At 71.3% G+C, this 21760-nt stretch carries 2 protein-coding genes (1 of these 2 running past the window's edge); both read right to left on the bottom strand.

The window, feature by feature from the left end; translation table 11 throughout:
* Window positions 1-90, bottom strand: the start of a protein-coding gene (locus tag ABZ552_RS12815) for a thioester reductase domain-containing protein (protein ID WP_357437101.1). It extends 12105 nt beyond the left edge of the window; the window shows 90 of its 12195 coding nt (coding positions 1-90); the start codon lies at window positions 88-90; its stop codon lies off the left edge, out of view.
* Window positions 87-21563, bottom strand: coding sequence for an SDR family NAD(P)-dependent oxidoreductase (locus tag ABZ552_RS12820; RefSeq protein ID WP_357437104.1), 21477 nt, complete (start codon window positions 21561-21563; stop codon window positions 87-89). The genes ABZ552_RS12815 and ABZ552_RS12820 overlap by 4 nt, the downstream gene beginning before the upstream one ends.
* Between the last annotated feature and the right edge of the window lie 197 nt (window positions 21564-21760).

A 21760-nucleotide genomic window follows, 5' to 3' on the forward strand; every position in this document is an offset into this window, starting at 1 on the left:
GATCCGTACACCGTGCACCCGGTGGTCGCGCACCACCGGGTCCTCGGCCCGCAGGGTGGTGGCGAAGCTGTTCAGGTCGATCCCGCTCATACCAGCGGCTCCACACGGAGGAACGACGGTGCGGGGGCGCTCGTCGTCATCGGCACCACGATCCGCGGCGCGGGCTCCGTCGATGTGCTGGGAACCGTTCTCGGCAGCATGAAGCTCCTCTTGCGGAATGCGGGTGGATCCAGGGGACGGCGCGTCGGCCGGTACCCGTCGGGCGCCTGCTCGACGACGAGGTGGGCATTGGTGCCCCCGAAGCCGAACGAGCTGACGCCCGCCGCGCGGGGCCTGCCGTCGGCAGGCCGCCACGGGCGCAGTTCCCGGTTGACCTGCAAGGGCGAACCGGTGAACTTGAAACGCGGATTGAGGTTGTCGCAGTGCAGCGACGGCGGCAGCGCCGCATGGTGCACGGCCAGGATGGTCTTGACCGCTCCGGCGATGCCCGCCGCGGAAAGCAGATGTCCGATATTGGTTTTCACGCTGCCGACCGCGCACGGCTCCGGACCGCGCGACCGGTCGCCCAGCACGGTCGCCAGCCCCTTCAGCTCGATGGGGTCGCCGATCATGGTGCCGGTGCCGTGCGCTTCCAGGTACGACAGCGCGTCCGGCGACATGCCCGCCACCTCGAGCGCCGCGGTGACCACCTCGATCTGCGCCCGCATGTTCGGTGTGGTGATACCCATCGTGTGCCCGTCGTTGCCGATCGCCGAACCGCGCAGCACCGCGTAGATCCGATCGCCGTCGGCGAGCGCGTCGTCGAGCCGCTTGAGCAGCAGCAGCGCCGCGCCCTCACCCGGCACGAAACCGTCGGCGTCCTCGGAGAACGTGGCACACCGTCCGTGCGGCGACAGCACGCCCGCCGCCGACAGGGTGACGAACGGCATCTCGTCGAGCAGCACCTCCACCCCGCCGGCCAGCGCGGCGTCCACCTCGCCCGCACGCAGCGCCTGGCAGGCCAGATGCACCGACAGCAGCGACGACGAACACGCGCTGTCGAGCACGACGTTGCCCGCGTGCCAGTCGAAATAGTCGGAGATGCGCGCGGCGATGAAGTTCTGGCCGATGCCGATGACGGTGTGCCGGTCCGGGACCGGTATCCGGTGGAAGTAGTTCGCCGCCCGGCTGCCCGCGTAGACGCCGACCCGCTTGCCCGCCAGTTCCTCGCGCCGGTATCCGGCGTCGGTGGTGGCCAGCACCGAGGTCTCGAGCAGCAACCGCTGCAACGGGTCCATCTGCCAGGCCAGTTCGTCGGTGACCCCGAAGTACTCCGGATCGAACAGATCGATGCCGTCGACGAACCCACCCCATTTGCTGTTGGTCAGTCCGGGCCCGCCGGTCGGGCGGTAGAAGCGGGCGGGGTCCCAGCGCGCCGGGTCCACTTCGCGGATGCCGGAGGCGCCGGCGGCGAGCAGACGCCAGAACGCGTCCGGAGTGTCCCCGCCCGGCAGGCGGCAACCGATGCCGATCACGGCGATCGGCTCGGCGGCCCGGCCGCGACGGGCATCAGCGGCCCACGCGGCCGTGGTGCGGCGCGACTCCCGTGGTTGTTCCGCGGGCGGCGGATCGCTCGGCGTCCGCTGCGGATCCGCGGCCGGGTCCGCAGCGAAACGTTCCGGGTACTGCTCAGTCAACAGGCCCGCCAGCGCGTCCAGCGTCGGGAATTCCAGCACCAGCGCCGGGTCGAAGGGCTGGCCGATGACCTGCTCGATCCGGCGCACCGCCGAGGCGATCAGCACCGAGTCCGCGCCGTACTCCTCGAACCGCTTGTCGCCCTCGAAGCGGGCCGGGGCGAGCTTCAACTCGTCGGAGAAGATCCGCAACAGTTCCTGATACGCCGCCGCGGATCCGTTCGCCACCGTGGGCCGCGCCGCCGGGGCAGACTGTGGCGCGGGACGGCTCGTGCGGGTCGAAAGCCGTAGTGCCGCACCGTGGTACGGCAACACCACCGGATCCGGCAGGCCGAGGACCGCGTCCAGCAGTTCGAATCCCTCCGCGGCACTCAGCGCAGGCAGCCCGGTGGCCCGATAGGCCGCGCTGGTCACCTCGCCGAATCCGGTGTCGCGGAACGACGGCCATTCGACCGACCGGAAATACGGCCGTCCGAGGGCGTGCTGCGCTTCGGCGAAGCGGTCGAGGTGCGCGTTGGCCATCGCGTAGTCCGACAGGCCCACCGCCAGACCGGGCAGCACCGCCGACACCGACGAGAACAACACGAAGAAATCCGGCCGGTCGGCGGCCAGTACGTCGGCGAGAACCGCCGTGCCCGCCAGCTTGGGTTCGAGCACGGTCGCGACGGCGGGTCCGGTCTTGCGCACGAACGCCGGGCTCTCGCTCGACACGCTGCCCGCGCAGTGCAGCACGCCAGCGATCGGGCCCAGCTCGCGCCGCACGCGGTCGAAGAAGCCGGACAACGCCGTGTCGTCGGCGAGGCTGCCGAAGTAGGTCCGCACCGCGACGCCGCGATCGCGCAACGCGACCAACCGCCGCACCTTGTCGGCCACGGGCCCGGTACCTGCGGCGACCCGGTCCCAGTCCGGTTCCGGCGGCAGCGTTTCGTGGCCGAGGACGGCCAAGCGGCGTGCTCCGCGTTCGACCAGCGCCGCCGCGAACTCCGCGCCGAGCCCACGGGTACCGCCGGTCACCACATAGGTGCGAGCGGGGTCCACCACGAGACCGGCGCGTGGCGTGGCGTCGGCGAGTTCGACGGCTTCGCGTCTTCCGTTGCGGTACCGCACCCGCGGGGCGCTGTCCTCGCCGCACTCCGCGCCGAGGATCGCCAGCAATCGGGTGGGATCGGCGCACACCGCCGCGCGCTCGGCGACCACGTGGACGCTGCGGGTGCGCACGTCCCGGATCTCCTCGGCGAGCGCCGCGACCAGACCGCCCAGCGGCGCCGACTCCGGTCCGTCGGCGCCGGGATGTCCCGCGGCGACGTGCACCAGCACGAGCGAACCGGTGCGCGCCTCGATCACACCCTGGTACAGCCCCATCCGGCCGAGGTCGCCGGTGGGCCGGCCCGCCGGCGCGGGGGCGAGGTCACACACGTCGAGCACGCAGTCGGTGCTGGGATAGCGCGCCGCCAGCTCCCGGCCGAGCGCGGCGCCCGCGCCGAAGTCGTCACGGTGCAGGGCTCCCGGAAAGTCCGACAGCCGCACCAGACGGCGGGGATCGCCCACCGCGGCGACGAGTGCTTCGATCAGCGGCTGCGGGGTGCGCGTGTCGTATACAACCAACGCGCGGCGATCACGCAGGTCACCGGAGGGCAGCGGAGCTTCCCGCCAGACCGGAACCAGCAATCGACGTTCCGGCGAGGCGGCTCGCCGGGTCGGCGCATGCTGTTGAGCGGGTGCGGGCCACCCGGCCGACGCGGATTGCGGCGACCCGGGTTCCGCTGCCGACCGGTCCGCCGGAAGTGGCGGCAGCGCGGCGTCGGACCATTGCCCTGACGCGAGTTGCGGCGATTCCGGCGTGCGCGCATACCTCGGATCGAGAGCAGGCTGGGGCGCGAGGGCGAGATTCGCCGCTGATGGTTGTGGCAGCGACGTGAGGTCGGACCCGGACGTGGACTGCTCGAGTGCGGACTGTGCCACCGGGTCGGTGCCCGCTCCGGCCTGCCGACTCGGCGTGACCTGCGGCGCGGCAACGGATTCCGTGTTCGGAGCGCTCTGCCAGGTCGGCGCGGAATCGGACTCGGGCGCAGGCGTGACGTCCGGAATCCAATACCGCTCACGCGCGAACGGATACGTGGGCGCGGGAATGCGGCGTCGAGGTCCGGGGTCGCGAACGGTCGCCCAGTCGATGTCGCCGCCGCCGAGCCAGCGCGCGGTCCGGGAGTCCTCCCCCGCTTCCCGGCACGCCCTGGCGCCGGGTGCGTCCTCGACCCACGCGCGGACGGCGGCGCGCAACTGGTCGAGGTCCCGTGCGACGAACGCGGCGCGAGCGCGGCCCGCCTGACGGCCCACCTGCATGGTGTAGGCCAGATCGGCGAGGTTCGGCTGCTGTGCGGCGAGGTAACCGTCGAGTGCGGCCACGTACTCCGCGAGGCGCTCGCGATCGCGTGCGGAGACCGGGACGACCTGCCCGCCGCTGAACCGGGTCTCCGGCCTGCGGTCGACATACTCTTCGATCACCACGTTCGCGTTCGCCCCGCCCGCGCCGAACGAACTCACCGTCGCCCGGCGCGGTCGCGCCGGATCGCCGCCGGGCCAGGGCAGCGGCTGGGCCGGGATCCGGAACGGTGTGGCCGCGAAGTCGATATTCGGGTTGGGCGGCGTGGCGTGCAAGGACGGCGCGATGGTCCGATGGCGCATTTGCAGCAGCACCTTCGTCAGCGCCGCGACACCGGCCGCCGCCTCGAGGTGGCCGACATTGGACTTCACCGAACCGATCGGCAGTTCGGACACTCCCGAATGAGCGAAAACCTTGGCCAGACCCGCTATTTCGATCGGATCGCCCAGGGCGGTGCCGGTGCCGTGCGCTTCGATGTAGGACACCGACGCCGGATCCACACCGCCGGCGCGCAGCGCGGAACGGATCACCGCCGCCTGCACGTCGGGATTGGGCACCGTGAACCCGTTGACGCGGCCGCCGTGATTGATCGCCGAACCCTTGATGACCCCGTAGATGGTGTCGCCGTCGGCTTCGGCGTCGGCCAGTGGCCGCAGCACCATCGCGCCGACACCCTCGCTGGCCACATATCCGTCGCCGCCCGCGCCGAAGGAGCGGCAGCGGCCGTCGGTGGAGGCGAACTGCCCTTGGCTGAGGGCGACGAATTTGTAGGGGTGCAGCGACAGATTGACGCCGCCGACCACCGCCAGCCTGCATTCGCCGGTGCGGATGCTCTGGCAGGCCAGGTGCAGCGCGGTCAGCGAGGACGAGCAGGCGGTGTCCACCGCCATGCTCGGCCCTTGGAAGTCCAGGGCGTGTGAGACGCGGTTGGGGATGCTCCAGAACGTCGATCCGGGCAGCGTGCCGCGCCCGAGCCGGGACTCTTCGGCCCCGAACATCTGGTAGGTGCCCCACATGACGCCGACGAACACACCGGCCTGTTCCGGGCGCAGGCCACCGCGCGCCAGATCGGCGCGGGAGTGCCCGGCGTCTTCCAGTGCGGCCCAGGCGGTTTGCAAGAACAGCCGCTCCTGCGGGTCCAGGATCTCCGCCTCGCGCGGGGAGATCGCGAAGAACAGCGGGTCGAAGCAGTCGACGTCGTCCAGGAATCCGCCCCATTTGGTGTAGGCGGTGAACGGGTTGTTGCGGTCGGGAACGAAATAGCGGGTGTGATCCCAGCGCTCACGCGGGATCTCGGTCACGCAGTCCCGTCCCTCGACCAGCACCCGCCAGTACTCGTCGAGACCCTTCGCACCCGGGTAGCGCCCGCTGACGCCCACGATCGCGATATCCCCTACCGGGCCGGTGGGGTGGCCGGAGGACGAGGCGTCGGCCGCAGCAGGGGCCGCCGGGGTGTGCGAAGCGTGCCGGGTCCTCGGCTGGGGTGCGGACGGACTGTCGTTCATGAGCGGGCGATCGACCGCGATCGACGCACCATTGGCGCCCGGCCCGTCGGTGTGCGCGGCGAGATCGTTGCTCGCAGCCTGCGGTCGAGCAGCTACGGCTCCGTTCGATGCGGTCGAAGTGCCCGCGGAGTACGTCGCGGGCGTCCGCGCCGCCGTCCGATCGGAGGAATCGCCACGGCTCTCGACCGGCGGCGGCGCGGACGGCTTGTCGGCGGAGCCGAGCCGCACCAGCAGGCCGACCACCGCGCGCGGGGTGGGGTACTCGAAAGCCAGCGTGGCGGGCAGGCGGTGACCGCTGGAGCGCGACAGTTCGTCGCGGACCTCGAGCGCCGCTACCGAGTCCAGCCCGAGTTCGTGCAGCGGACGATCCAGATCGTCACCGGGTGCCAACCCAAGGCAGCGCCGCACGAGAGCCTCCATCCTGTCGGACAGATCGGCGGTAGGCATTGCCGCGGCGACGTTTTCGACGGGCGCGGCGAAATCCAGCAACACGTCCGGCGCGTCGACACCGGTCGTTCCCGCGAGCACGAGCGGCATCGCCGTGACCGTCGGCGCCGGGGAACTGATCAGGCGGGCGAGCGTGTCCAAAGCCTGCGCGGGGCGCAGCATTCCGTACCCACGGCGGGCCAGCCGCTGTACGGCGCCGATGTCGAGCTGTTCGACCATTCCGGTGTCCGCCCAGGGACCCCACGCGATCGACAGCGCGGGCGAGCCCGAGAGGTCGCGCGACTCGGCCAAGCCGTCGAGGAAGGCGTTCGCGGCGCCGTAGCTCGTCTGGCCGGGCAAGCCGACCACCGCCGCGGCCGAGGAGAACAACAGGAAGAAACGCAGGGAGCGACCCGCCGTCAGTTCGTGCAGGTGCCATGCCCCGAACGTCTTCGGGGCGAGGACGTGCCCGACCCGCGCGGCCGTCTGCTCGGCGATCACGCCGTCGTCCAGCACCCCGGCCAGATGCGCCACGCCGGCCAGCGGCGGCAGCTCGCGGTCGATCCACGCCAGCGTGGCCGCGACGGCGTCGCGATCGGCGACGTCGAGCGACCGCACCCGGATCCGGGCGCCACGCTCCCGCAGTTCGGCGATGACCGACCGGGCTCGCGCGTCCGGCGCCGAGCGCCCCGCGAGCACCAGCTCCGGCCACCCCCGGTCGACGAACCAGCGGGCCAGTCGCAAGCCGACCCCGCCCAGGCCACCCGTGATGAGCACGGTCTGTCCCGCTCCGGAAGCCGACTCGTCCGGCACGGCTCGCACCGGCACGAGCCGCGGCACACGACGACGTCCCTGGCGCAGCGCGAGCTGGCGTGGGGCGTCGGGTACGACGAGTGCCTCGGCGACGGTTCCGGCATCGGTCATCTGGTCGAGATCCAGGACGCGACAGCCCATTTCGCGGTGCTCGAGCTGCGCACTGCGGGCGAAGCCCCACAGCGCGGACTGCTGGGGCGCCACCGGATCGGAGGAACCGACGCGCTGCCCGTGCCGGGTGACCAGCCATACCGCGGGTTCCCCGGCCGCCGCCGCGGCCTGCAGGAGGTGTACAGCGCCGACCACCAGGCGTTCGGCGACGACCGGCGCTGGCGAGTCGTCGGCCGAGAGCGCGATCGCCGAGACGATCCCGCGCAACGGTGCGCGTCCGTCGCGCACCGCGCCCAGCAGCGCGCGCACCGCCGCGGGTACGCCGAGGTCGACCTCGAACTCGTCGTCCGCGCGGAACGCGAAACCGTGGCCGGGCCGGGCGAGTACGCACTCCCCGCCGCGCGCCCGCAAGGCGTCGGCCAGCCCGTCGGTGAAGTCACCGGACGCGCCGATGATCAGCCAGCGTCCGGCCGCCGAGGCCGGGAGCGCGGAGTCGGCCTCCTGCCAGTCGATGCGATAGGTGTCCGCCAGGAACCGCTCGTGCAGCGCGCGGGACGGCTGCCCGCCCGAGTGTGGTGTAGGGGTCGGCATCACTCGCAATCCGTTCGCGACCAGCACCGGGTTACCCTCCTCGTCGAGCAGTCGAACATCGGCGACGCACAGCTGTGGCGTCTGCTCGACGACGCGCACATGGCCGAATCGAACGGTGCCCGCGGCCAGCGAGACGAGCACCTGGTCCACCGCGAACGGCACCCACGTCTGCTGCTCGGCGCGCGGTGACATCGCCGCGTAGGTGGCTTGGAACGCCGCGTCCAGCAGTACGGGATGCACCGGCGCGGTGCCGGTCCCGGTCTCCGGGTCCGCCAACGTGACCAGGGCCTCCTGCCGGCCGAAGCGCACGTCGGTGACGCGGCGGAACGCCGGTCCGTACGGCAGGCCCGCTCCGGCCAGCAGCTCGTAGAAGGCCGCCGCGGTGAGGTGTTCCCGGCAGTTGCCGAGGACCTCGGCCAAGCCCGCGCCGTCCGGGATCCGCTGCGCCGCGGTACGGACCTGAGCGCGCGCGTGCGTGCCGGACCCTGCGGTCGTCACCCGCACCGCCAACCCGTTGGAGATCGGCTCGAAGCCCACGCGCACCGTTTGCGGGCCGGTCAGGGCGAGTCCGTGGGTGATCACGAGGTCATCGATCGCGATTACCTCACCGGTGAGGAGAGAGCGCGCCTTGTCGGCGATGGTCGCGACGAACCATGCGCCGGGTACGACGACAGCGCGGTCCACGACGTGGTCGGCCAGGTAACTCGGGTACTCCGGGGCGAGTATCAGATCGAAAACCGATGCGCCGCTGTCTAACCGGTCGGCGGTCGAAGCCGCAGCACCTTCCGGTCTCGCTGAAACGTCCCCGTGCGGAGGGACAGCGCCGCTCGGGACACGCAGAACGCCCGGCCGCGCCGGAACGGACGCCTCGGCGACGGCAGTGGCCTCCGAAAGCGTGCCGAGGTCTCCCGGCTGCCCACGGTGGTCCGAGAGCGCACCTCCGGGCAGCGCGGCGAGCCTCGCATCCGACACCGACGGCGTGCTACCCGCGATAGTCGTGCGCTCGGAGAGCACGGTGCTGGAATCAGCGAGCGGCGCCTCGTCGGGTCGTGGTGAAACCTCACCGGATCGTGCGGGTGCGACGCCCGCATGTGCGTCTCCGGAACGCATCGCACGATCCGGTCGCCCGGCAGCCGAAGCGTCCGATACCGCGAAGGCGGCGGATCCCTGCTCGACCCAATAGCTTTGCCGCTGGAACGGATAGGTCGGGGCGAGCACCCGTCGTCGTTCGTGCGGCCGGTGCACCTGCTCCCAATCCACCGGCACACCCGCGACATACAGCTGTCCGAGCGCGGTCATCATCGTCTCGCGGTCACCGCGGCCCCGGCGCAGCGACGCGACGAACCGTGCCGAGTCGCCCAGCACGCGCCCGCCGAGCGCCGACAACGTCGGCTGCGGACCGATTTCCAGGAAGTCACCGATGCCCAGCTCGGCCATGGCCCGCATCCCCTGGGCGAACCGCACCGGCTGGCGCGCGTGCCGTGCCCAGTACTCCGGGGTGAGTTCACCCACCCCCAGCGGTGCACCGGTGAGATTGGACACGAGCGGTATCGCTGGATCGGTCATCGTCGCCTTGGCCGCCGCGAGGGCGAGGTCGTCGAGGATCGGATCCATCGCCGCGGAGTGGAAAGCATGCGACACGGTGAGGGCGGCGGACCGGAAACCGCTGGCCGCCAGTTCGTCTCGTAGCCGGTCGAGCGCGGCTTGCGGTCCGGCGATCACCACCTGGGCCGGTCCGTTGTAACCCGCGATCGACACCGCGGGCTCGTACCGCGCGACCAAGGGCGAGACCTGCTCGGCGGGAGCGTCGACGGCCATCATCGCGCCACCGTCCGGCAACCGCTGCATCAGCCGTCCGCGCACGGCGACGAGCTGTAAGGCGTCCGCCATGGTCATCGCGCCCGCGGCGCAGGCGGCGACGTATTCTCCGACGCTGTGCCCGAGCACCGCGGCCGGGGCGATCCCCCATCCCCGCCACAGCTCCCACAGCGCCCACTCGACGGCGAACAGCACCGGCTGGGTGAACGCCGTCTGCCGCAACAGCTCCGGACCGTGGTCGCCGTAGAGGGCCTCGACCAGCCCGATCCCGTCCGCGATCGGTCCGAGCACGGCGTCGCAGTTCCGCAGCGCGTCCCGGAAGACCGGTTCGGAGTCGAACAGCTCGCGCGCCATGCCTGGGTACTGCGATCCCTGTCCGGTGAACAGCAGCGCCACCTTCGCCCGTGCCGTTCGTTCCACGCGGCCGTGGATCAGCGTCGGCGGGCGGTCCCGCAGCTGCCGCGCGGCCGCCGCGCCGGTATCGGCGACCACCGCGAGCCGCTCTTCGAAATGGGTCCGCGCGGTCGCGGCGGTGTAGGCCAGATCGCCGAACGACGCACGCTCCGAGGAGATTTCGTCTGCCCAGTTCTCGGCGGTGTCGGCGAGGGCGGTCCGGTCGCGTGCGGACAGGACGAGCAGCTGCGCGCCCGGTGCATCAGTGCGCGGCGCCTGCGCCGGATCGCCCTGAGCCAGTACGACGTGCGCGTTGGTGCCGCTCATCCCGAAGGAGCTGATGCCGATCGCCGGATCGTGATCGGTGCGCGGCCACTCCCGGCCCTCGCGCACGACTTCCAACGGCAGCCCGGCCCAGTCGATCAGCGGGTTCGGTGTCCGGAAGTGCAGGCTCGGCGGAATCCGGCGGTGCTGCAACATGAGCACGGCCTTGATGACTCCCGCGACACCGGCCGCCGCCTCCGTATGCCCGATGTTGGTCTTGACCGACCCGATGAGCAGCGGCCGCGTACGGTCGGCGCCGTACACCTCGGCCAGCGCGGTGGCCTCGATCGGATCACCGAGCGGAGTGCCGGTGCCGTGGGTCTCGACGTAGTCCACCACTTCCGGCCGCAGCGCCGCCCGCTCCAGCGCGTCGCTGATGACCCGCTGCTGCGCCGGACCGTTGGGCGCGGTGAGGCCATTGGATCGTCCGTCGTGATTGACCGCGACGCCACGAACGACGGCCAGCACCCGATCACCGTGGCGGCGGGCCTGCGACAATCGGGTCAGCACCAGCACGCCGCACCCGTCGGCGCGGACGTAGCCGTTGGCGTCGGCGTCGAACGCCCGTGACCGTCCGTCGGGCGACAGCGAGGCCAGACGGCAGAAGCCGATGGTGGTCTCCGCGGCCAGCTGGAGGTTGACTCCACCCACCAGCGCCAGATCGCACCGGCCCGCGCGCAGCCCGTCCGCGGCCGCCTGCAACGCCACCAGCGACGACGAGCATGCCGTGTCCAACGTCATCGCGGGACCTTGCAGCCCGAGGACATAGGCCAAGCGACCGGCCGCGACGCTCGGCGCCGAACCGATCACCGAATAGGCGCCGATCGCGGTCGGGTCGGCGGCCCGGATCGGCGTCGCCGGATACTCGCTGAAACACAGCCCCACGAACACGCCGGTGCGGCTGCCCGCCAGCGCACCGGGCGCGCGGCCGGAGCGCTCCAGCGCCTCCCAGCTGGTTTCCAGCAGGAGGCGTTGCTGCGGGTCCATCGCCCGCGCCTCCGCCGCGCCGATGCCGAAGAACGCGGGATCGAATTCGTCGGCGCCGTCGACGAACCCGCCCCAACGGGTGTACATCGTGCCCAGCGCCGCCGGGTCGGGATCGTAGTAGTCGTCGATGTCCCAACGCTGCGGCGGCACCTCGGTGATCGCGTCACGGCCGTGCCACAGCAGATCCCAGAAATCCTCTGGCGTGCGCACCCCGCCCGGGAAGCGGCAACTCATGCCGACGATGACGATGGGGTCGTCGTCGGGCTGGTCGCTTGCGGAGTCCGTGTCGGTCGAAAGCTGTGGCTCGGCAGGCTGTTCCGAGGACGACGTTTCCGACGGTGTGAACGCGCGCGCAGGCGCCTGGTCGGCGACCTCGTTCTGCGCCGCCGTGGGAGCGGACCCACCCTTGCGGTGCAGGAACCGCGCGATCTCACGCACGGTCGGGTAGTCGAAGACCAGCCCGGCGGGCAGCGGCATCCCGACCTCGGCGGCCAGTGTCGCACGCAATTCCATCCCCGTCAGCGAGTCCACGCCCGTGTCGTGCAGTGGCACCTCGGGATCGAGCGCACCGGCTCGATCCAGTACCCGCATCGCGACGCGCTGGACGAGCGCCTCCCAAGGCGCGACATCATCGGGTGTTGCCGGGGTGTCGGCGGTCTCCGGTCGAGTCGGCAGCGGGGCGGCCGCCGTGACGTGCGGCGCTCGCCGCGCGTACCACCGTTCGGGGGCGAAGTCGAAGACGCCCGGAGCGGTGCTGTCGGACCGGACGAGATGATCCAGCGCCGTGGCCGCATCCCCCTCGTACAGCGGCGGCAGCCCACGTCGCACGAGCCGCGCGGTGACGTCGGCCCGGCCCGCGGCCATACCCACGTCGGCGAACGGCCCCCACCCGATGCTCAGCGCGGGAAGTCCCTCGGCACGCCGCCGCCAGGCCAGCGCATCCAATGCCGCGTTCGCCGCGGCGTAGTTGGACTGGCCCGGTGTGCCGAGCACGCCCGCCACGGACGAATAGGTGAGGAAGAGTGCCAGCGGCTGGTCGCGGGTGAGTTCGTCGAGGTGGCGCGCCGCATGGTATTTGGGTCCGAGCACGGTCTGGAACCTCGGCCAGGTCTGCTCGGTCACCACGCCGTCGTCGAGCACTCCCGCGCAGTGGATGACGCCTCGCAGGGGCGGCAGCCCGGATTCCGTGATGCCCTGCAGCAGCGCCGCGACGGCCGCACGGTCACCGACATCCGCCTGCCGCGCCGTCACACGCACACCGGCGGCGCGCAGCGACTCCATCAGGCGCGCTCCCGCCGCGTCCGGTGCGCGCCTGCCCACCAGCACCATGTGCCGGACGCCGCGGCCGGCCAGCCACCGCGCGGCCGCGGCACCGAGGCCGCCGAAACCTCCGGTCACCAGATACGTGCCTTCGGGCAACCGGTCACCGTGCCCGGCGGCGGCGTCTCGGGCCAGCACCACGACGCGGCCGGGATGATCGCGTTGCGCCATGGCGCGGAACGCCTCGGCGGCACGATCGATCCCGTGCACCGCGTGCGGCAGCACAGTCAGTGCACGCTGGTCGAACAGCGCCATCACCTCGCGGAGGGCAGCGCCGAGCTGCCGTGGGTCGAGGGTGGCGGGATCGAAAGCCCGATGACCGACATCGCCCTGACGGTCGATCGCGCCGGTCTGCACCGGGTCGACGATCTCGACGACTCGGCCGCCGGCGTGCAGTAGTTCGGAGGCGTGCGCCGCGAATCCGTCACCCAGGGTGTGCACGACGACATCCACCCCGTGCCCCGCGGTCGCAGCCCGCACGCTCTCGCCCAACCCGTGGCTACGCCAGGTATCGATCTGGGTCACCGGAACGCCCGCGTGCTCCGCCCAGCGACGCAGCGCGGCTGGCGCGCACACCTGCGCGCCCGCGTGCGCGGCCAGCTGGATCAGAGCCATACCCATGCCGTCGGCGGAGCCGTGGACGAGCACGCGGTCCCCGGTACGCAGACCGCCGAGATCGAACAGCGCATGCCATGCGGCGGTGAAGGCGTAGGGCACGGTGGCGCCTTCGGCGAAGGACAGGTGATCCGGCAGCAGTGCCACCATGCCCTGGTCGACCGTCACGTGACTGGCGAGACTCTCGCTGGCCAAGGCCACGACACGGTCACCGACCGCGAGCCCGTCGACACCGGCGCCGACCGCGGTGATCCGGCCCGCGCATTCCGCACCCAACGGCAGCACACCCTGCGGATGTATGCCCGAGGCCACCCACAGGTCACGGGCATTGAGACCGGCGGCGGCGACGGCGATCTCGACCTCCCCGGGCGCCGGCGCACGCCGGACACCGGAGGTCAATCGCATCCGGTCGAATTCGCCGGAGCGGTCGGCGACCAGTTGGTACTCGTCGGACGGCGCGGGGCCGTCGGTGAGACGAGCGGTCAGCCAACGGTTGTCGCGAATCGCGAACTCACCGGTGCGCCCGCTGAGCAAACCGTCGACGATACTGTCGGCGGCGAATTCGGCGGGCAGATCCAGCAGTCGGCACCCGAACTCCGGATGCTCGGTCCTCAGTGTGCGCCCGAAACCCCACAACAGCGCCTGGTCGGGATCCGGCCGGTCGGCGGGAGCGACGTGCTGGGCGTCGACGGTCAGCAACCACAGCGCGGACGGCCGGTGCGCCGCCGCGTCGAGCGCGCGCGTCAACCGCAGGACGGCTTCGATGCGGGTCCGGGCGGACGCCGCGGTCCACGCGAAGACGACACCTCGGAACGGCGACGAGAGCGGGTCGGCCGCGTCGTCCGGGCGTACCACCACGGTGTCCGCGCCGCGCGCAGCCAGCTCGGCGGCGACCGCGTCACCGACCGGCCCGTCACCGAAGATCAACCAGCGGCCCGGGGGCTCCCCTGCTTCGAACGCGCCGTTCTCGGCGGGAACCCATTCCATGTGGTGCAGCAGACGCGTGAGCCGGGACGAATCCGATTCGCCGGCAGACAAGTGCGGCGCAAACCCTGGCCCCGTAGCCATCAGTTCGACCCCGTGCACGCTGGCGAGCGGTCGCCCGGAGAGCGAGTGCAGTGTGGCGTCACCGACGATGACGCGCGCACCGCGTTCGGTCACCCGCACCCGGCACCGGACAGTCGTATCCCCGGCCGACGGTCCGCCGAAGAATCGAGCTCTGCCCACAGCGGACGGCAGGAACAACCCCTCGGCCCGAGCGGTCACCACGATGGTGTGCAGACAGGCATCGAGCAGGATCGGATCGAGCGCCGTCGCGCGGTCACCGGGCAGCCGGAACACGGCCTCGGCTTCGCTGTCGCCGATCCGCCGGAACTCGAGGGCACAGCGGTATTCGGCACCCAGATCCAGGCCCAGCCCGGCCACCGTGTCGTAGTAGTCCGGCCATATCCGTGGCTCCGGGTCACGCGCCACAGCCTCGAGCGGGGCGATGGAATCCGATTCCGCCGCAGTAAGTGTGGCCTGCGCATAGCAGGTCACGCCGTCATCGCGGCGAACGAAACGCACGCCATGACCGTCCGGGCCGGGCTCGAGTTCGACCCGCAGTTCCGTTTCTGCGGTGACCTCCAGCGGCTGTAGCAGTCGCAGCCCGGTGACCTCCCACGCCCCGGGCAGTCGAGCGCCGATCTCGTTCAGCTGAGCGCACAGCCACGCCGCGGGCACCGTGGGCACACCGCGCAGGCGGTGTCCTTCGAACATCTCCGGAGCGAGCCGCAGCGTGCGCGACGAGGGCGCGTCCGCCGAACGCGGCGTCAACTCCAGCCAGTGCCGTTTGCGCTGGAACGGGTAGGTCGGCAAATCGACATGACGCCACCGGCGACCGGAATGCACTGCGGCCCAGTCGATATCGGAACCATCGACGTACCGGCGAGCGAGGTCCGACGAACCGGTCGACTCCTCGACGACCGACCCGCTCGCGATCGTCCCCGAGGCGACATTCCCGAGCGCGGCGCGCAATTGCGCGGCGGTGTCGAAGCCGATGGCCACCCGCTCGCCGAAGTGGGTTCGGCCCACCGCGGCGGACGCGCACAAATCCCCCAGCGCGGTCTCCGGGCGGGTGGCCAGCAGATCCCGGTAGCGAGCCGCCAGCGCACGCAGCGCCTCGGCGCTCTTGGCCGACAGAACCAGCAGATGGGGTCCGGCGTCGTCAGCGGTTGCGGGCTCGGCTGCCTGCGGCGCTTCCTCGAGTACCACGTGCGCGTTCGTCCCGCTGATACCGAACGCGCTCACACCCGCCCGCCGCGGTCGCCGCGAACGCGGCCACGGGCGCTGCTCGGCGACCACGCGAATCGCGACCGAATCCCAGTCGATATGCGGATTGCCCGACCGGAAGTGCAGCGAGGCGGGAATGCGCTCGTGCCGCAGAGACTCGATCACCTTGATGATGTTCGCGATCCCCGCCGCGGCCTGGGTGTGCCCGAGGTTCGACTTCACCGATCCGATCCACAACGGGGTCGCTTCGGTGCGACCTTGCCCCAGCACCGAGGCCAGCGCGTTCACTTCGATCGGATCGCCCAGCGCCGTGCCGGTGCCGTGCGTCTCGACGTAATCGATGTCCTGCGCCGCGAGTGCCGCGTCCGCGAGCGCCGCGCGGATGACCCGTTCCTGCGCCGGACCGTTCGGCGCGCTCAGTCCCTGACTGCGGCCGTCGGAATTGACCGCCGATCCGCGCACCAGTCCCAGCACCCGATCGCCGTCGCGCCGGGCATCCGCCAGTCGTTTGAGCACCAGCATCCCCGCGCCGTCACTCCAGACCACGCCGTCGGCGCGCGCGTCGAAGCTCTTGCACCGACCGTCGGCAGCCAGGCCGCGCGCCCGCGCGAAATAGATGTCGAGCGAGGGCGTGAGCACCACGGTGGCGCCACCGGCCAGCGCGAGATCGCATTCGCCGCTGCGCAGGCTGCGTACCGCGGTGTGCACCGTCACCAAGGACGACGAGCACGCGGTGTCGATGGTGAGGCTGGGACCGTGCACGCCGAGGAAGTACGACAGCCGCCCGGAGGCGACGCTGGAGAGATTGCCGGTACCGAACCAGGCATCGGGCGCGAGGTCGGCCCGCGCCATCCGTTCGGCATAGTCATTGGACATCAATCCGACGAAGACACCGGTCCGGCTGCCCTCCAGGCGACTCGCCGGATAACCGGCGTGTTCGAGCGCCTCCCACGCTGTCTCGAGCAGCAACCGCTGCTGCGGGTCCAGCATCCGCGCCTCGCCGACGGAGATGTCGAAGAACCCGGCGTCGAAGTCCTCGACACCGTCGACGAACCCGCCCCAGCGCGTGTAGGTCTTGCCCTCGGCGTCGGGGTCCGGATCGAAGAAGGCGTCCGCATCCCAGCGGGTCGCGGGCACCTCGGTCACCGCATCGGTCTCGGTGGCGAGCACGTGCCACAAATCGGCAGGCCCGCGGACCGCGCCGGGATAACGGCAGCCCATGCCGATGATCGCGATCGCCTCGGCGTCCTCGTCCGTGGCAGAACCGGTTTCGTGCGTTGTGAGCTGCGACACGTTCGATGTAGTAGGTGTAACCGGGAGTTCGGTTGGGTACACGGGGGTGGTGAGCTGCTCGGAGGTGCGCGTGATCGGTCGTGGTCCGGCCTGCTCTCCTGCCGTGCGGCGAGGGGCGGACGTCGCGCCGAGCCGGGCGATCTCCTCGGACACCGCGGCGACGGTCGGATGATCGAACAGCAGGGTCGCCGGCAGCCGCACGCCCAGATCGGCGGAGAGCGCGTCGCGCAGTTCGACGGCCATCATCGAATCCAGTCCGAGTTCGCGCAGCGGCATGCGATCGGAAATCGCCGTCGTGCGGCCCAGTGCGGTCATGGCGTGGCCACGCACCAGTTCGAGCAGTTCCGCCGGCTCACGCGGCGCTCGGGCGTCCTGCGCGTCCACCTCGGCGATCGATTCCGCTTGCGCCGCAACGGCTGTGACAGCCGGGAATACCGCGACGACGCCCTCGGCCGACAGCAGCGAGCGCAGCGCTCGAGCGCCGTCCTCGGCGGCCAATTCGGCGACGCCGTGGCGCAACCAAGCGCGGCGGGCCGCGTCGCTGAGCCCGCCGGCCATGCCGGTGTTCGCCCACGGGCCCCACGCGATGCTCACCGCGGGCAGCCCGCGCGCCGCGCGCAGGCGAGCGAGGGCATCGAGATACGCGTTCGCCGCGGCATAGTTTCCCTGCCCGGCGGTGCCCACCACGGCGCTGACCGACGAGAACAGCACGAACAGCTCCAGCGACCTGTCAGCGGTCAGCTCGTGCAGGTGCCACGCCCCCGCGACCTTCCCCGCGAACACCCGATCGATATGACCCGCGGTCTGCTCGACGAGCAGGGCGTCGTCCAGGACGCCCGCGCAGTGCACCACCCCGGACAGCCTCGGCAGCTCGTCACCGAAGCGAGCGAGCAGACGCGACAACGCCGCTCGATCCCCGACGTCGACCACCACGGTCTCGACGCGCGCGCCGAGGGCCGCGATTCGCGCCATCGCCCGCTCGTCTCCCGGAGCGGGGACACTGCGACCGGCCAGCACGACAGTCCCCGCACCGGCTTCGGCCAAAGTTCGCGCAGCGGACAACCCCAGCGCTCCGCGCCCGCCGGTGATCAGATACGCGCCGCCACGATCGAGCCGAGGCAGGGAGCCGAGGTCGTCGGAGGGCTGCATTCGCGGCGTGTAACGGTGGTGTCCGCGCAGCGCGACCGCCTGATCCGCCGCCCCCGAGCGGATTTCGCTCACCAGGCGGTGGTCGTCGCAGTGTGCGCCCACGGGCAGATCGATCAGGCGGCAGCGCACTTCGGGCAGTTCGGTGTGCGCGACCGCGCCCAATCCCCACAGCGCCGCGGCAGCAGCGCGCACCGGTTCCCCGGGCAGCGCTCCGGTTGCCCCGATGGTCACCAAGTACAAGGGTGCGTCGGCGACGCTCCGAGCCATCCGCTGGATCACACCCAGGGCGAAGTGCGATTCCCGCCGCGCCGCCTCGGCGCTGTCGTCCGCCTCGACGTCGGCGAGGTAGATCACCGCCCGGTCATCGTCGGGCCGGACAGCGAGATCCGTTGTGCGTTCTACCGCCACGGCATCGGTACCGGCGGCGCGCAAGGCGGCGGCGAGCCGGTCGGCCTGGTGACCGACGCCGATCACCAGCGCGGCGGCGGGTCCCCGTCCGCTCGGCGACGCCACGACGGGCGCCCAGGTCGGACGATGCGTGAGGCCGGACATGCGATCCCGATCCTGCGACTGTCCGGCGATGCCGGACTCGGCGAACCATACGTCTTCCATCTCGCAGAACACGGCGCCCGCGGTATCGAAGACCGTGATGCGAACTGTGCGGCCGGTGCGCTCGGCCAGCGCCCACGCGGCGGCGCCCGCGTCTTCGCCGGCCAACCGCAGACGGCCGATACCGACCGGCAGTCGAGCCGCGTCGGTGTCCCTGGAGGCCAACGCGAGGCCGGTCTGCACCGCGGCGTCGAGCAGGCACGGCAGCCAGGCGTCCGGTTCACCGGCGAGTTCGGCCGGACGCCGCAATTCGGCGAGCACGCTGCCCTCGCCGCCCCACAACCGCGTGATCCAGCGGAATCGCGGACCGAAGGTCAATCCGGCGTCGGCACACCGCCGGTAGAAGTCCGCGACGTCCCATTCGGTGCCCAGCGCGCGCCGCGCCGCGGACAGGTCACCGGCTTCGCGCGGCCGGGCCGAAGCGGCCCGGACCGCCGCGGACACCGCGGTGACACTGCCGTTCTCGACATGGAACCGCACTTCGGTGCGATCCCCCGCCTCGGACACGACCGGCTCGGCCAATTCCCCGAGCGGCACCGGCCGCGCGGCGACGAAATCGATCAGCTCATGGTCTGTGTTTCCGGCCGCGCGCAGAGCGCGCAGCGCGAGATCCGCCGCGGGCACCACCGCGCGGTCCCGGAACCGATGCTCGGCGAGATATCCGGTGCTCGACGAGGTGCCCGCGTTCGGCACGGCGAGCTGCTGCCGCTCGAACGGATAGGTGGGCAGGTCGTTGCGCCGCTGTGCGCCTTCGGGCACCACCGCGGTCCATTCGATTTCCGCACCGGAGCAGTACAGCTCACCCAGAGCGGTCAGCAACACCTCGTCGTCGCTGGAACGTCGGCGCATACTCGGCAGCCACAGAGCGCCGGTGTCGGCATGCCGCCCGAATTCCAGCAGCACCGGGTGCGGTCCCACTTCGAGGTAGGCGTCCACGCCCAGCTCGGCGACCGAGCGCACACCGTCGGCGAAACGGACGGTGCCGCGGGCGTGCGCCCGCCAGTACGCGGCATCCATGCGGGTCTCGATCCGCGCGCCGGTCACGTTCGACACCAGCGGAATCGCCGCCGCGCGCGGATGGGGCGCCAGTTCGGCGACCCGGGTCTCGAAGTCGTCCAGCATCGGATCCAGCAGCGGCGAGTGGAAGGCCGTCGCACCGGGAAGTCGCACCGTGCGGATCGACCGTTCCTCGGCGGCGCGCAGGATCCGGTCCACCGCGTCCACCGCTCCGGAGACCACGAACTGTCCGGGACCGTTGACCGCGGCTACCGACGCAGTCGCCGCGAGCGCGTCCACCAGCGCCTCGAATTCCGCGGGCGCGGCGAACACCGCCGCCATGGCGCCGCGCTGCGCGACCGCCTGCATCAGCCGGCCACGCTCGGCAGCCAGACGCAACCCGGTGTCGAGGTCGAACACTCCCGCGACGGTCGCCGCCACCAGTTCACCGAGGCTGTGCCCCAGCACCACGTCGGGACGCACGCCGAACGCCGACCACAGTTCGGCGCAGGCCCATTCGATCGCGAACAGCGCCGGTTGCGCGTACTCGGTGCGGGTCAGCAACTCGTCGTCGGCGTCGAACAGCACCGATCGCAGTCGCATGCCGCCGGGAAGTGGTCCGAGCGACTCGTCACAGCGGTCGAGCGCCGCGCGGAAGGCCGGATACTTGCGGTCGAGTGCCGCGCCCATTCCCGCGTACTGTGCGCCCTGCCCCGTGAACAGCATCGCGACCCGCGGCTTCCCCGCATCGAGGTCGGTCGACCGACCTGATGGAGTTGCGAGTTCGCGGGCTGCTTCCTCGGCCGTACGCGCCACCACCGCGCGCCGACGCGCGAAATGCGTGCGCCCCAGCGCCGCAGTGGCAGCGACATCGGCGAGCGGCACCTCCGACCGGCTCAACTGCTCTGCGTAACGGCGGGACACCAGGTCGAGCGCAGTCGGGGTGCGCGCCGAAACAACCAGCAGTGCAGGGCCTTCCGGTACCGCGCGCGGCCGCGGGTCGGGCGCCTGTTCCAGCACCACATGCGCGTTGGTGCCCGAGAAACCGAACGAACTCACCCCGGCCAGCCGGGGCCGCTCCGTACGCGGCCAGTCGATATCGCGGGTCGGAAGCGCCAGCGCCGTGCCGTCGAGCGAAATCTTCGGGTTCATCGTGGCGAAGTCGTGCTGGCGCGGAATTCGTTCATGTTGCAGTTGCAGCACCACCTTGATCAGACCGGCGATGCCCGCCGCCGCCTCCAGGTGGCCGATCTGCGACTTCACCGAACCCAGCAGGCACACCGACCCATCCGGACGCGGCCCGCCGAGAACCTTGGTCAGCGCTTCGATCTCGATCGGATCGCCCAGTGGCGTGCCGGTGCCGTGCGTCTCGACGTAGCCGACCCGGTCGGCGGTGCAGCCGGCGTCGGCCAGCGCGTCGCGCAGCAACTCGCGCTGTGCCGTCGGATTCGGTGCGGTGAGGCCCATGGAACGACCGTCGTGGTTCACGCTCGAGCCTCGGATGAGCGCCCTGATCGCGTCGCCGTCGGCAATCGCCCGCGAAAGCGTCTTGAGCACAACGACACCCGCGCCCTCGCCGCGCACATACCCGTTCGCGCGGGCGTCGAAGGGACGACAGTGCCCGTCCGGTGACAGCGCGCCCATACGGGCCAGCGCCTCGGAGGTGAGTTCGGATTGCAGCAGATTCACCCCACCCGCCAACGCGACGTCGCACTCGCCCGCGCGCAGACTGCGACACGCCTGATGCACCGCCACCAGCGACGACGAACACGCCGTGTCGATCGCCACCGCCGGGCCGCGCAACCCGAGCGCGTAGGACACCCGCCCGGCAACGATGCTCGACATCGTCCCGGTGAGCGTGTGCGCGTCCACCGACTTCACCCAGTCCGGGGTGATGGTGCGCTGGTATTCCTGCCAGCTGACGCCGAGGAACACCCCGGCGCGGGCTGCGGCCGGGCTGTCCGGCAGCAGTGCCGCGTCTTCCATCGCTTCCCAGGCTATTTCGAGTGCCAGCCGCTGTTGCGGGTCCATCGATGCCGCTTCGCGCGGTGCGATCCCGAAGAACCCGGCATCCATGGCATCGATCGGCCCCGTCAGCAGGCCGGCCCGCCGCCGCGCTCGCCGAGGCGCCGAATCCGTGACATGCCAACGGTTTTCGGGCGCCTCGACGATCGCGCCGCGGCCCGAGGACAGCAGTTCCCAGTACTGCTGCGGGGTTTCCGCACCGCCCGGAAAGCGGCAACCGATACCCACGACGGCGATCGGCTCACGCTGAGACCGTGCCTCCAACTCCTGAATTCGGCGGAGCGCCCGCGTCAGCAAGACCCGTAGGTCATACCCATCATCCGACATCCGCGCCGCCACCCACATCTTGCCAAAGTTGTGACGTGGAACATACGACGGGCCCGGTTATGCGTCAATTACACGACGGATGCACAAAGGTAACTAAAGTTACCAACTAGTAGCTTGATCTTCCGCTCAACGAT

This window comes from Nocardia sp. NPDC019219 (assembly GCF_040632645.1).
Lineage (GTDB): Bacteria > Actinomycetota > Actinomycetes > Mycobacteriales > Mycobacteriaceae > Nocardia > Nocardia sputorum.